Below are 12,827 nucleotides of genomic sequence, written 5' to 3'. Positions count from 1 at the left end.
CACTCGGGGCCGCACGGAACCGGGGCGGGCGTCAGCCGCCTATCTCGGGGGCGTACGTGCCGAAGCTCCAGATGTTGCCCTCGGCGTCCCGGGCCATGTAGTCCCGCGAGCCGTAGTCCTGGTCCGTCGGGGGCGTCAGGATCTCCACGCCGTGCTCCACGGCCCGCCGGTGGTGGGCGTCCACGTCGTCCACGACGACGTACACCCCGGTGGGCCCCGCGCCCTTCATCGCGCCGTCGAAGACGCTGCCGCTGCCCTTGGAGCCGACCATCACCGCGCCGTTGCCCTGCGTCAGCTCGGCGTGCTGCACCACCCCGTCCTCGCCCTCGTACACCGAGAGCTCGGTGAAGCCCAGGGCCTCCGTGAGCTGCCTGATGGCGGCCTTGGCGTCCGCGTACAGCAGCGTCGGATAGACGCTGGGGCGTCCGTCGCTCCTGCCTGTCATACCGATCACGACCTCTCCGTCGTCCGGAATACGACCCGCTGCTCAGTTTTGCACCCACCACTGACAACGCCCTGCCGAGCGAACGGACCGGCCGGAGCCCGGCGCACCGGTGACCGAGACCACGTGATCCCTTGTCACACGGGCGGAAAACCGCTTGCTGCCCCCAGTTAGAATCGGCCCATGGCCATTCTCCTCGCGCATTAGACGGCGGGAACGTCCTCAGCCGCCCACCCGCCACCCCGATCCGCCCTGGAGCCTGTCCGTGATCTCCGCCTCCGCCGTCGAGCTGCGCGCCGGTGCCCGCGTCCTCATCGAGTCCGCCACCTTCCGCATCGCCAAGGGCGACCGCATCGGCCTGGTCGGCCGCAACGGCGCCGGCAAGACCACCCTCACCAAATGCCTGGCCGGTGAGGGTATCCCGGCCGGCGGCACCATCACCCGCTCCGGCGAGGTCGGCTATCTCCCGCAGGACCCCCGCACCGGCGACCTCGACGTCCTCGCCCGCGACCGCATCCTCTCCGCGCGCGGCCTCGACGTCCTGATCCGCAAGATGCGCGACAACGAACAGCGCATCGCCAACGGCCAGGGCGCGACCCGGGAGAAGGCGCTCAAGCAGTACGAGCGCCAGGAGACGGAGTTCCTCACCAAGGGCGGGTACTCCGCCGAGGCCGAGGCCGCCACCATCGCCGCCGCGCTCAACCTGCCCGACCGGGTGCTCGGCCAGCCGCTGCACACCCTCTCCGGCGGTCAGCGCCGCCGTATCGAGCTGGCCCGGATCCTCTTCTCCGACGCGGACACCCTCCTCCTCGACGAGCCGACGAACCACCTCGACGCCGACTCGATCGTCTGGCTGCGGGACTACCTCAAGACCTACCGCGGCGGCTTCATCGTGATCTCCCACGACGTCGACCTGGTCGAGACGGTCGTCAACAAGGTGTTCTACCTGGACGCCAACCGCGCCGAGATCGACGTCTACAACATGGGCTGGAAGCTCTACCAGCAGCAGCGCGAGGCCGACGAGAAGCGCCGCAAGCGCGAGCGGCAGAACGCCGAGAAGAAGGCCGCCGCGCTGCACTCGCAGGCCGACAAGATGCGCGCCAAGGCCACCAAGACCGTCGCCGCGCAGAACATGGCCAAGCGCGCCGACCGACTGCTCGCAGGCCTCGACGCGGTCCGGGTCTCCGACAAGGTCGCCAAGCTGCGCTTCCCCGAGCCCGCGCCCTGCGGCAAGACCCCGCTCACCGCCGAGGGCCTGTCGAAGTCGTACGGCTCGCTGGAGATCTTCACCGACGTCGACCTGGCCATCGACAAGGGCTCCCGCGTCGTCATCCTCGGCCTCAACGGCGCCGGCAAGACCACCCTCCTGCGCCTCCTCGGCGGCGTCGAGAAGCCCGACACCGGCGAGGTGATCGAGGGCCACGGCCTCAAGCTCGGCTACTACGCGCAGGAGCACGAGACCCTCGACCCGGAGCGCACGGTCCTGGAGAACATGCGCTCCGCCTCCCCGGACCTGGACCTGGTCGAGATCCGCAAGACGCTCGGCTCGTTCCTGTTCTCCGGCGACGACGTCGACAAGCCCGCCGGGGTCCTCTCCGGCGGCGAGAAGACCCGTCTGGCGCTCGCGACCCTGGTGGTGTCCTCCGCGAACGTCCTCCTGCTCGACGAGCCCACCAACAACCTCGACCCCGCCAGCCGCGAGGAGATCCTCGGCGCGCTGCGCACCTACAAGGGCGCGGTCGTCCTCGTCACCCACGACGAGGGCGCGGTCGAGGCGCTCCAGCCCGAGCGGATCATCCTGCTGCCGGACGGCGTCGAGGACCTCTGGGGCGCGGACTACGCGGACCTGGTCGCGCTCGCCTGAGCCGGATGACGCGGCCGACAGCTTGATCGAATGGGTTGATCAACAGCCTATGGATCATTCGGCCCATCCGTGATCCATCATCTGTGTGAGATCTCCTCGTACCGAGGTGTGTCGTACATCGATTTCACGGCCGAGCCCTTCTCCACGAAGGGCTCGGCCGTCGTGCGTCTCTGACCTGGCACTTCTCAGAACAACCCGTTCGGGTGTACGGACGACACCGGGCGGAGTTACAGGTTCCGCTTGTGGGGACGCGCTCCTGTCGTCAAAACCTTGTCTCACGGACCTTGCCGAATGGGTGGCCATCACGCCCCGGAGGGGTGATCATGAGGAGACCAGAGCGCACTTCCCATGAGGAGGACCGGGTGGCCGAGACTCTGAAGAAGGGCAGCCGGGTTACCGGCGCCGCGCGCGACAAGCTCGCGGCAGACCTGAAGAAGAAGTACGACTCCGGTGCGAGCATTCGGGCACTGGCCGAGGAAACCGGCCGCTCGTATGGCTTCGTACACCGGATGCTCAGCGAGTCGGGCGTCACGCTCCGAGGGCGTGGCGGCGCGACGCGGGGCAAGAAGGCCGCCTCGGCCTGACGCGCCGGGCGGCCCATCGGCTTCGATGGTGGCCACCCGGTCGGTCGACTGATCGGCCGGGTGGTTACTGTGCAGTCACTTAGCAATGCTTCATCGCTCTGCTGACCGCACTCATCGGAGGCGCCCCATGGCTTCGCTCGAACCGCTGCTCGACAAGGATGGCGTACGGCTCACCGTCGACGACGCGATCGCCACGGTGACGCTGACCAATCCGGCCAAGCGCAACGCGCAGAGCCCCGCTCTGTGGCGGGCGCTCACCGAGGCCGGGCGGTCGGTGCCGGGCTCCGTCCGTGTGGTCGTGCTGCGTGCCGAGGGCAAATCGTTCTCCGCCGGCCTCAACCGGCAGATGTTCACGCCCGAAGGCATCGAGGGGGAGCCGTCGTTCATCGATCTCGCGCGCCGTGACGACGCCGGGCTCGATGCGACCATCGCCGAGTTCCAGGAGGCGTTCACCTGGTGGCGGCGCAACGACATCGTGTCCATCGCCGCCGTGCAGGGGCACGCCGTCGGTGCGGGCTTCCAGCTTGCCCTCGCCTGTGATCTGCGCGTCGTCGCCGACGACGTGCAGTTCGCCATGCTCGAAACCAGCCTCGGGCTCGTGCCCGACCTCACCGGCACGCATCCGCTGGTGGGCCTCGTCGGATACGCCCGCGCGCTGGAGATCTGCCTCACCGGCCGCTTCGTCCAGGCGGACGAGGCCCAGCGGGTCGGCCTCGCCAACCTCGCCGTGCCCGTCGACCAGCTCGACGACGCCGTACGGGACCTCGCGGCCGCGCTGGTCGCCGCGCCACGGGATGCCGTGATCGAGACGAAGACACTGCTGCGCGGAGCGGTAGGTCGTTCGTACGACGAGCAGCGGGCGGCGGAGCGGGCCTCGCAGGCCCGGCGGCTGCGGGACCTCGCGGGAGCGGGGGAGTAGCCCGGCAGGCCGCTAGCCGTACCGACCCGCGGCAGGAACGACCGAGGCGACCAGTACCGCCACCGACGGGTGGCCCGGCAGGGCCTCGCTCACCGCTGCGCGTACGTCGCGTGCCACGTCCAGGGCCCGTCTGTCCTCCGTCACCGCCAGTTCCACGAGGAGATGGCGGCGGGGGAGGGCGGGCCCTGTCGCATGGGGGCGGCCGAGGGTGGCGGTGAGGTGGGTGACACCGGGGACCGAGAGGGCCGCGGCGGCGGCGCGGGCGTTCTCGTCGTCGCCGGTGGGCGGAGGCGTGGCGGTGGGCGGGGACTCGGGGGCCGGGTAGGTGGGCTGCTCCTCGTCCGCCACGTCCTCCAGCAGGTGTGTCACCCGGAGGTCGATCTCCGTCACTGTCAGTCCGAGGCCCTCCGTGGCCGTGGCGGAGAGGGCCGTGCGGAGGCGGGCCGCCGTGACCGGGATGGGCTCGGCGGACGAGCCCGCGTAGGCGACGAAGTCGGCCGTGATGCGCAGGGGGCCGGGCGGAAGGGCGCTCGGCGGAGCGGGGACCGCGGTGCCGGGGGAGCCGTGGGAGCCGTCCGGGTCGGCCGGTGCGATGCGCAGGGTGCCCAGGACGACCCCGCGCAGCGAGGCGGCCGTGTGGCGCAGTGCCGCCCGGGCCGCGCTCTCCGTGATCCACGCGCCGTCGTGCGGGCCGCCCAGGGGGAGCACCCGGCCCAGCCGGAGCTGCTGACGTACCGCTCTCGTCCAACCGTCCGCCGTCATTCCTCCAGCGTGCCGCATCCCCGGCGCGCCGCGCGGCAACCGCGCTTACTGTGGGTCTGAGGGGGACGACCGGAAGGGACGTACGGCATGACTGACATGACGGAGCGGAACCGGACGGAAGGGCCCGCCACCACCAAGGAGACGACGGACGTCGGGCGGAAGACCACCCGGCGCGGTGGCGGCGATCCGGCGGCCCGGGGGCGTACGACCATCGCCGACGGTGTCGTCGAGAAGATCGCCGGGCTCGCCGCGCGGGAAGTGGTGGGCGTGCATGCCATGGGCAGCGGTCTGTCACGGACCTTCGGGGCCATGCGGGACCGGGTGCCCGGTGGCACGAAGGCGGCGACCCGGGGCGTGAAGGTCGAGGTCGGCGAGGTGCAGACCGCGCTGGACCTGGAGATCGTCGTCGACTACGGGGTCTCCATCAGCGATGTGGCCCGCGATGTGCGCGAGAACGTCATCGCGGCCGTCGAGCGGATGACCGGCCTGGAGGTCGTCGAGGTCAATATCGCGGTCAGCGATGTGAAGCTGCCGGACGAGGAGGACGACGAGCCGGAGTCCCGGCTGCAGTGAGCGGAGCCTGGGCCCCACCCCCCCCATGTCAGGAGTCCGAGTTCCTAGGAGCGCAGGATGAGCTTGGCCATGATCGGCATGATCGCCGGGATGGCGCTGGGCTTCGCCGGGTACTTCGGCGGCTTCGGTGCCTTTCTGCTGGTGGCCGCGCTGGGCGCCGTCGGTTTCGTCGTCGGCCGGTTCCTGGAGGGGGACCTGGAGCTGGGCGACTTCTTCCGTTCGCGTGACCACCGACGCCGATGAACCCGGTGGACAGCGGCCGTCCCACAGAGACGAGGGCCGTTCCGTCCGGTGAGCGCGGGGCGACCCGGATCGCCGAACGGGTGGTCGCGAAGATCGCCGCGCAGGCGGCGCGCGAGGCACTGGTGGCGCCGACGCGCGACTCCGCGCCCCCGAACGCCACCGTCGTCGTGCTGCGCGAGACCGCGCGCGTCCGGGTCAGTCTCGGGCTCCCCTACCCCTCGGACATCGGTGGCCAATGCGCTGCGGTGCGTCGTCATGTCACCGAGCGGGTAGGGACGTTGGCGGGAATGCACGTGTCGGAGGTGGCCGTCCAGGTGGAACGGCTGCATCCGACGCACGCACACGACGTGGCACAGGGGAGGACGCGATGAGCGAACCCCAGCGCTCCGAAGGCACCACTCAGCGACTACCCGTCATCGAGAAGGCCGCCGACCAGCCTGCCGACGAGGCCGGGGGCAAGGCCGCCGCGCGGACCGCCGAGAAGACCGACGACACGGCCGGGGCGCCGGCCGGCGGCAGGGCGGCGGCCGGCCACGAACCGGACCAGTCGGCGTCCGCCGCCGTCTACGACCCGTTGCCGGTCCTCGACGGCGAGAACGGCGGCGAGAAACGCTTCTGGTCCGCGCGCAGAATCCCCGCGGGCATCCTCGCGGTCCTGCTCCTCGCGGGCGCGGGCCTCCTCCTGTACGACGTCGTCGCCGTGCGTGCCGACCGGCCCGCGATGGCATGGCGCCGTTCGCTGGCCCGGGAGCTCGCCGAGCGGCCCCTCGACGACATCTGGGTGCTCGTCGGCGCCGGGATCGCCGTGCTCCTCGGCCTCTGGCTGCTCCTGCTCGCCGCGACCCCCGGGCTGCGCGACGTCCTGCCGATGCGGCGCGTCCACCCCCGGGTCCGGGCCGGACTGCACCGGGGCGCCGCCGCACTGGCCCTGCGCGACCGGGCCATGGAGGTGTCCGGGGTGCGATCCGTACGGGTCCGGGCGGGACGGAAGAAGATCGACGTCCGCGCGGTGTCCCACTTCCGGGAACTCGACGACGTACGGGCCGACCTCGACGTCACGCTCGCCGACGGCATCCGGGGGCTCGGCCTGTCCCGGCCGCCCGCCCTGGCGGTGCATGTACGCCGGCCCGGCCGGAAGGGATGAGACACGATGCTGAGGATCGTCAACCGGGTGCTGCTCGGCTTCGCCGGGCTCGTCCTGGTCGTGCTCGGCGGCTCCGTCCTCGCCGTGGGACTCGGCGTGGACCCGCCCTCCTGGTGGCCGCACGACAGCCGGAACGACGTGCTGCTCAGCGATGCCGACCGGACGCGCTGGCGTGACTCCGGCTGGTGGTGGCCCACCGTCATCGCCGTGCTCGCCGTCCTGGTCCTGCTCGCCCTGTGGTGGCTGACCGCGGTCCTGCGCCGCCACCGCCTCGCCGAGGTGCTCGTCGACACCGGCGACGGCGAGGGCGCCCTGCTGAGGGGGCGCGCGCTGGAGGGCGTCCTCACCACCGAGGCGGCCGAGGCGGACGGCGTCGAACGGGCCCACGCCCACCTGACCGGCCGCCGCAACGCCCCCGAGGCCAGAGTCCGTCTCCTCCTCCAGCCCCATGTGAACCCGGGCGACGCGCTCCAGACCCTGACGACGGAGGCGCTGGCCCACGCCAGGGATTCGGCGGGCCTGGCTGCGCTACCGGCGGAGGTCAGACTGCGGGGGGCCAAGCACGGTGCGGAAAGGGTGAGTTGAAAGCCGCCCGCACTCGGCCATCGACCCGCGCTCGGCCATCGACCGTCAGAACCCGTGCCTCATCCCACCGTCCACAGGCAGCATGATCCCCGTCAGATAGGACGCGGCCGGAGACAACAAGAACGCCCCCGCCCGCCCGAACTCCTCCGGCCGTCCGTACCGCCGCAACGGAATCCGCGACTCGTGCGCCGCCCGCGTCGCCTCCGGATCCGCCGACATCCCGTCCAGCTCCCGCACCCGGTCCGTGTCGATCCGGGCGGGAAGCAGACCCACCACCCGAATCCCGCGCGGCCCCAACTCGTCGGACAGCGATTTGGCGAACCCGGCCAGCCCCGGCCGCAGCCCGTTCGAGATGGTCAGCCCCGGGATCGGCTCGTGCACGGACCCGGACAGCACGAACCCGATGACGCCCCCCTCACCGAGCTCCTCGGCCGCGGTCCGCGCCAGCCGGACCGCCCCCAGGAACACCGACTCGAACGCGGCGGTCCACTGCTCGTCCGTGTTGTCGGCGACGAACCCCGGCGCCGGACCGCCCACGCTGATGAGGATGCCGTCGAACCCGCCGAAGCGCTCACGGGCGGCGCCGATCAGCCGCGCGGCGGCCTCGGGGTCCGCGTTGTCCGCGGCGACCCCCAGCGCGTTCGCCCCGAGCACGGCGGCCGCCGCACCCACGCTCTCCTCCTCGCGGCCCGTGACGACCACCTTCGCGCCGTCGGCGACGAGTTCCCGCGCGATCGCGTTGCCCAGTCCGCGGGTCGCCCCGGTGACGATGTAGACACGGTCCTTCAGCCCAAGATCCATGGCCCCTATCCTGCCTCGTCCCCGTCGAAGAGGGCGAGGGCGGTGCCCACGAGACCGACATGGCTGAACGCCTGCGGGAAGTTCCCGAGCTGCCGGCCCGCGACGGGGTCGTACTCCTCCGCGAGCAGCCCCACGTCGTTGACCAGCCCCACCAGCCGTTCGAACAGCGCCCGCGCCTCCTTCGTACGGCCGGTCAGATGCAGCGCGTCCGCCAGCCAGAACGAGCAGACGAGGAACGTGGCCTCGCCGCCCGGCAGTCCGTCGACGGAGCCGCTCGCGGCCGTGAGGTGGTCGGCGCTGTAGCGGCGGACGAGCCCCTCGTGGCCCAGCTCCTCGCGGATCGCGTCGACCGTGCCGATCACCCGGGGGTCGTCCGGCGGCAGGAAGCCCATGAGGGGGATGAGCAGCAGCGCGGCGTCGAGTTCACGGGAGCCGTACGACTGGGTGAAGGTGTTGCGTTCGGCGTCGTAGCCCCGGTCGCAGACCTCGCGGTGGATCTCGTCGCGCAGCGCCCGCCAGCCGTCCCGGTCGCCGCCGGTCAACGTCGGGTCGTCCTCCAGGGTGCGCACGGCGCGGTCGGCGGCCACCCAGCACATCACCTTCGAGTGGGTGAAGTGGCGGCGCGGCCCGCGCACCTCCCACAGCCCCTCGTCCGGCTTCCGCCAAGCCGTCCGCAGATACTCCATCAGCGCGCACTGCATCCGCCACATGTCCGGCTTGTCCGGCAGGCCCGAACGCCGGGACACGAACACGGAGTCCATGACCTCGCCGTACACGTCCAGCTGCAACTGCCGTACGGCGTCGTTGCCGACCCGGACCGGGCGCGAGTCCGCGTAGCCCGACAGCCAGGGCAGGTCGTACTCGGGGATACGGCGCTCACCGGCCAGGCCGTACATGATCTGCAGGTCGGCCGGGTCGCCCGCCGCCGCGCGGAGCAGCCAGTCGCGCCAGGCCTCGGCCTCCTCCTGGTAGCCGCAGGACAGCAGGGCGCCGAGGGTGAGGGTGGAGTCGCGCAGCCAGCAGTGGCGGTAGTCCCAGTTGCGGACGCCGCCGATCTCCTCGGGCAGGGAGGTGGTGGCGGCCGCGACGATGCCGCCGGTCGGGGCGTAGGTGAGGGCCTTGAGGGTGATCAGGGAGCGGACCACGGTGTCCCGGTGCGGGCCGGTGTACCGGCAGCGCGCCGCCCAGGCCCGCCAGTCGTGGAGGCTCGACCGCAGCGACTCGTACGGGTCGACGAGGCGGGGGCGGGGTTCGTGCGAGGGGTGCCAGGTCAGGACGAACGCGACCTTCTCGCCCGGCTCCACCGTGAACTCCGCGTACGTGGCCCGGTCCTCGCTCCACGACCGCACCCGGGGTTCACTGCGCAGCCACACCGAGTCCGGGCCCGCGACCGCCACCCGGTGGCCGTCCGACCTGCGCATCCACGGCACGACCGAGCCGTAGTCGAAACGGAGACGGAGCGTACTGCGCACGGTGACGCGACCGCTGAGGCCTTCGACGATCCGTACGACATCGGGCGCGCGGTCCCGCTGCGGCATCAGGTCGGTCACCCGCACCGTGCCCTCGTCGGTCTCCCATTCGGTGTCGAGGACGAGCGAGTCGTGCCGGTACGCCCGCCGGGTACAGGTCCCGCCCTCCGCGGGCGCCATCCGCCAGTGCCCGTTCTCCTCGTCGCCGAGCAGCGCGGCGAAGCAGGCGGCCGAGTCGAAGCGCGGCAGACAGAGCCAGTCGATGGAACCGTCGCGACCCACCAGCGCTGCCGTCTGGTGATCGCCGATCAGGGCGTAGTCCTCGATGTGGGGGTGCACGGGGGACGGGTTCCCGGAGCGGGGGGTGATCAGTCCGCCGGATCCGGGTGCGCCGGGGACGGGGACGGGGAAAGAGGGCGAAGCCCGATTTCCAGGGGCGCGGGGAACTGCGCGACCGGCCACGCACGGGCCCGCGGACGCGCACGGCGATGGCACCCCCATCGGTACCGCGCCGTCACCCCGGCCCGGCTCCCGCCGTAGTCCCTCCCACCCCCGAGAAGATCACCCCCGAACTGGACGGGGCCTGGTTGAGGACCCAGAGGCCGATCATCGTGGCGAGGGCGAAGACCACCAGCACCAGGACGGCCAGCACCAACCGCCGACGCCGCTCACGGCGGAGCCAGTCCCCCCGCGCCGTCCGGTACGCGTCCGGCGCCGCGTGCACACCCCCCGCCAGCGCCGCGAGCGCCGACGCCAACTCCCGCTCGGTACGGTCCTGACCGGTGTCGTTGCCGGTCGTGTCGTTCCCGGTGGTGTCGTTCATCGCCGGGCCTCCATCGCCTGGGTGAGGGCGGCGAGGCCGCGTGCGGTGTGGGTCTTGACGGAGCCGCAGGAGATCCCCATCGCGGCCGCGATCTCGCTCTCCTTCAGCCCGAGCCAGTGGCGCAGCACGAGCGCCTCCCGCTGCCGGGCGGGCAGTTGCTGGAGCGCGCCGATCAGCACCCGCTGGTCGTCGTGGAGCAGCGCGGTGCTCTCGGCGGAGGCGACCGGCTCCTCCGCCGCCGGGGTCTCCACATGCTTGCGGGCGACCTGGAGGTGCCGTATCCGCATCCGGGTCAGATTGCAGACCGTCGACCGCAGGTACGCCTCCGCCGCCTCGGCGTCCCTCAGGCGCCGCCACTTGCGGTAGATCTGGTAGTACGCCTCGGCCACCACGTTCTCGGGATCGTCGGCGCCCAGCAGGACCGCGAGCCGCAGCATCGAGGAGTAGTGCAGCTCGAACAGCCGGGCCACCCCCGCCTCGCGCTCCACGTCGGCGGGATCGCCGAGCGCGCCCGGCGGCAGGGCGGGGTTCGGGATCAGCGGCTCGGCGGCGGCCGGGGCCGGTATCCGGCCCGGGGGCTCGGCGGTCACGGGTGCCGTAGCCGCCGTAGCCGCCGGGGGCACCGGCACACGCATGTGCTGTCTGCGTCTCACGGGTTGCTCGCTCCCGTCTCGGGGCGCCGCCTGACGGTCAGGCGGGACGGTAGGTCGGTCGCGTCGGCGCCGCGCGGGACGCCGAGCCGTTCGAGGACCGTGGTGCCGAGGACGGCGACGGTCAGATTGAGCAGGAGGGCGAGCAGACCGGCGTAGATCTCCAGCGAGCCGCCGCCCAGCAGCACGATGGACGAGAACCCCTCGCGCACCACCAGGAACGTGCCGGTCACCATGCCCACACCCCACCCGGCGAGCAGTGCCCGCGGATGCAGCCGCCCGGTGAACAGCCCGACCGCCACCGCCGGGAAGATCTGCAGGATCCACACCCCGCCGAGGAGCTGGAGGTTGATGGCGTCCTGGTCGCGCAGCCCGAACACGAACGCCACCGCCCCCACCTTCGCGGTCAGCGACACCACCTTGGCGATCCGCACCTGCCGCTTGGGCGTGGCGGTGGGCTGGAAGTACTCGACATACACATTGCGGACGAAGCCGGTGGCGGCGGCGATCGACATCACCGCCGCCGGGACCAGCGCGCCCACGGTGATCGCGCCGAACACCAGTCCGGCCAGCGGCCCCGGCATCAGCCGGTCCACCAGCATCGGCACCGCCGCCTCGGCACCGCCCTCGGGCGCCCGTACCCCGGCCGCGAGCGCCGCGATGCCGAGGAAACCGAAGAGGGCCAGGAGTCCCGTCCAGGCGGGCAGTGCCACGGCGACCTTGCGGACCGTGCGTGGCCCGTCGGCGGCGAACCCGGCGGTGAGGACATGCGGGTACATCAGCAGGGCTAGCGCCGAGCCGAGCGCGAGGGTGGCGTAGGCGGGCTGCTGCTCGGGGGCCAGCAGGAGGGCGGACTCCTCGACGCCGGTGCCGCTCAGCCGCGCCGCCGCCCCGTCGAAGACCGCGCCCGGACCGCCGGACCGTTCCAGCACCAGCCAGCACACGGCGGTCAGCGACACGAAGACGGCCACCGCCTTCAGCGCCGAGATCACGGCGGGCGCCCGCAGCCCGTGCCGGTACGTCGCCACCGCGAGCCCCGCGAACAGCGCGACCATCACCAGGTCACCGGCCGCGCCGCCCTTCGGATACACGCCCCCGGCCGTCAGCACCGCCCGGATGCCGAGCAGTTGCAGGGCCAGATACGGCATCGTCGCGAGGATCCCGGTCAGCGCCACCACCAGGGCGAGCGGCGCCGAACCGTACCGCCCGCGCACGAAGTCCCCGGCCGTCACATAGCCGTGCCGCCGGGCCACCTCCCACAGCCGGGTCAGCAGCACGAAGGCCAGCGGGCAGACGATCACCGTGTACGGCACCGCGAAGAAGGCGGGCGCCCCGTTGCCGTACGCGAGGCCGGGCACGGCGGTGAAGGTGTACGCGGTGAAGATCGTGCCGCCGAGCAGCAGCCAGGTCCACACCGGGCCGAGGCTCCGGTCGGCCAGCGCCCAGCTCTCCAGCGAGGGCAGCCGGTCGGTGGGGCGCAGCCGGCGCGCGGTGACGGCGAGCAGCGACGCTCCGCCGATCACGGCGAGAAACGTCGCGGTCATGGCAGCGTCCGCCATGGGTCACCGTCCTTGGTGTGCCTGGGCCCTCGCGTGTTGGTTGCGTGGACGGCCGGTTCGGAGGACACGGATCGGCGGGAAATCTTCGGGGAATCTTCCGGAATTCGCTGTCAACCGGATCCGGCGGGTGGGCAACTCTTGCACAGACCCACAGCGATCGGGAGAGGAGCACGGCCCATGGCACGGACCGCTCACCAGCGGCTACGGCGCGTCGCGACCGCCGTCCTGCTCCTCGCCCCCGCCGCCGGACTGCTCTGGGTCCCCTGGTACGCCGACGCGGAGCCACGGCTCGCGGGCACGCCGTTCTTCTACTGGTACCAGCTCGCCTGGGTCCCGGGATGCGCGCTCTGCCTGCTCGCCGCGTACGCGCTGACGGACCGACATCGCTGAGCCGCACTTCCCTCCTTTG

16 protein-coding genes are annotated in these 12,827 nt (G+C 72.2%); 9 read left to right on the top strand and 7 right to left on the bottom strand.

Annotated elements, in window-relative coordinates; translation table 11 throughout:
* Positions 1–31: 31 nt before the first annotated feature.
* On the bottom strand, positions 32–454 hold the full coding sequence (locus ABT147_RS21170) for a VOC family protein (protein ID WP_351408326.1): 423 nt from the start codon (positions 452–454) through the stop codon (positions 32–34).
* A 253-nt stretch (positions 455–707) separates the two neighbouring features.
* Here ABT147_RS21170 and abc-f point away from each other — a divergent pair, with 253 nt between their 5' ends.
* From abc-f to ABT147_RS21155, 3 genes are all read left to right on the top strand, one after another.
* Positions 708–2,306, top strand: coding sequence for a ribosomal protection-like ABC-F family protein (gene abc-f, locus ABT147_RS21165; protein ID WP_319363826.1), 1,599 nt, complete (start codon positions 708–710; stop codon positions 2,304–2,306).
* Positions 2,307–2,668: 362 nt separating this feature from the next.
* Positions 2,669–2,890, top strand: a complete 222-nt coding sequence (locus ABT147_RS21160) for a helix-turn-helix domain-containing protein (protein ID WP_006123601.1) — start codon at positions 2,669–2,671, stop codon at positions 2,888–2,890.
* Positions 2,891–3,017: 127 nt separating this feature from the next.
* Complete coding sequence (locus tag ABT147_RS21155) at positions 3,018–3,809, top strand: enoyl-CoA hydratase/isomerase family protein (RefSeq protein WP_351408323.1); 792 nt, start codon at positions 3,018–3,020, stop codon at positions 3,807–3,809.
* A 12-nt stretch (positions 3,810–3,821) separates the two neighbouring features.
* On the opposite strand, the gene ABT147_RS21150 is transcribed toward ABT147_RS21155, so the two are convergent.
* Complete coding sequence (locus ABT147_RS21150) at positions 3,822–4,571, bottom strand: nucleopolyhedrovirus P10 family protein (protein WP_351408321.1); 750 nt, start codon at positions 4,569–4,571, stop codon at positions 3,822–3,824.
* A gap of 87 nt (positions 4,572–4,658) precedes the next feature.
* Here ABT147_RS21150 and ABT147_RS21145 point away from each other — a divergent pair, with 87 nt between their 5' ends.
* From ABT147_RS21145 to amaP, 5 genes are read left to right on the top strand one after another with little or no spacing between them, the layout of a single operon-like run.
* On the top strand, positions 4,659–5,144 hold the full coding sequence (locus ABT147_RS21145) for an Asp23/Gls24 family envelope stress response protein (RefSeq protein ID WP_351408319.1): 486 nt from the start codon (positions 4,659–4,661) through the stop codon (positions 5,142–5,144).
* Between the two features lie 57 nt (positions 5,145–5,201).
* Complete coding sequence (locus ABT147_RS21140) at positions 5,202–5,387, top strand: hypothetical protein (RefSeq protein ID WP_351408317.1); 186 nt, start codon at positions 5,202–5,204, stop codon at positions 5,385–5,387.
* Positions 5,384–5,758, top strand: coding sequence for an Asp23/Gls24 family envelope stress response protein (locus ABT147_RS21135; RefSeq protein WP_351408315.1), 375 nt, complete (start codon positions 5,384–5,386; stop codon positions 5,756–5,758). Before ABT147_RS21140 ends, ABT147_RS21135 begins: the two co-directional genes overlap by 4 nt.
* A complete protein-coding gene (locus tag ABT147_RS21130; protein ID WP_351408313.1) occupies positions 5,755–6,531 on the top strand; it encodes a DUF6286 domain-containing protein in 777 nt (258 codons plus the stop codon). The genes ABT147_RS21135 and ABT147_RS21130 overlap by 4 nt, the downstream gene beginning before the upstream one ends.
* A 6-nt stretch (positions 6,532–6,537) precedes the next feature.
* A complete protein-coding gene (amaP, locus tag ABT147_RS21125) occupies positions 6,538–7,116 on the top strand; it encodes an alkaline shock response membrane anchor protein AmaP (protein WP_351408311.1) in 579 nt (192 codons plus the stop codon).
* A 45-nt stretch (positions 7,117–7,161) separates the two neighbouring features.
* On the opposite strand, the gene ABT147_RS21120 is transcribed toward amaP, so the two are convergent.
* From ABT147_RS21120 to ABT147_RS21100, 5 genes are all read right to left on the bottom strand, one after another.
* Positions 7,162–7,917 carry an SDR family oxidoreductase gene (locus ABT147_RS21120; RefSeq protein WP_351408309.1) on the bottom strand — a complete coding sequence of 252 codons (756 nt, stop codon included), beginning with the start codon at positions 7,915–7,917 and terminating at the stop codon, positions 7,162–7,164.
* A 5-nt stretch (positions 7,918–7,922) separates the two neighbouring features.
* Complete coding sequence (locus ABT147_RS21115; protein ID WP_351408307.1) at positions 7,923–9,725, bottom strand: glycoside hydrolase family 15 protein; 1,803 nt, start codon at positions 9,723–9,725, stop codon at positions 7,923–7,925.
* A gap of 175 nt (positions 9,726–9,900) precedes the next feature.
* Entirely contained in the window at positions 9,901–10,209 is a 309-nt protein-coding gene (locus ABT147_RS21110) for a hypothetical protein (protein ID WP_351408305.1), read from the bottom strand.
* On the bottom strand, positions 10,206–10,862 hold the full coding sequence (locus ABT147_RS21105) for a SigE family RNA polymerase sigma factor (protein WP_351408303.1): 657 nt from the start codon (positions 10,860–10,862) through the stop codon (positions 10,206–10,208). The genes ABT147_RS21110 and ABT147_RS21105 overlap by 4 nt, the downstream gene beginning before the upstream one ends.
* Positions 10,859–12,418: a sodium:solute symporter family protein gene (locus ABT147_RS21100; protein ID WP_351408301.1), complete on the bottom strand. Its 1,560-nt coding sequence runs from the start codon at positions 12,416–12,418 to the stop codon at positions 10,859–10,861. Before ABT147_RS21100 ends, ABT147_RS21105 begins: the two co-directional genes overlap by 4 nt.
* Before the next feature lie 177 nt (positions 12,419–12,595).
* Between ABT147_RS21100 and ABT147_RS21095 the strand changes: the two genes are divergently transcribed.
* Positions 12,596–12,808 carry a DUF3311 domain-containing protein gene (locus ABT147_RS21095; RefSeq protein WP_351408299.1) on the top strand — a complete coding sequence of 71 codons (213 nt, stop codon included), beginning with the start codon at positions 12,596–12,598 and terminating at the stop codon, positions 12,806–12,808.
* Positions 12,809–12,827: the final 19 nt, after the last annotated feature.

This window comes from Streptomyces sp. NPDC001868 (assembly GCF_040297125.1).
Classification (GTDB): Bacteria; Actinomycetota; Actinomycetes; order Streptomycetales; family Streptomycetaceae; genus Streptomyces.
This window is presented reverse-complemented; position numbering and strand designations above follow the sequence as displayed.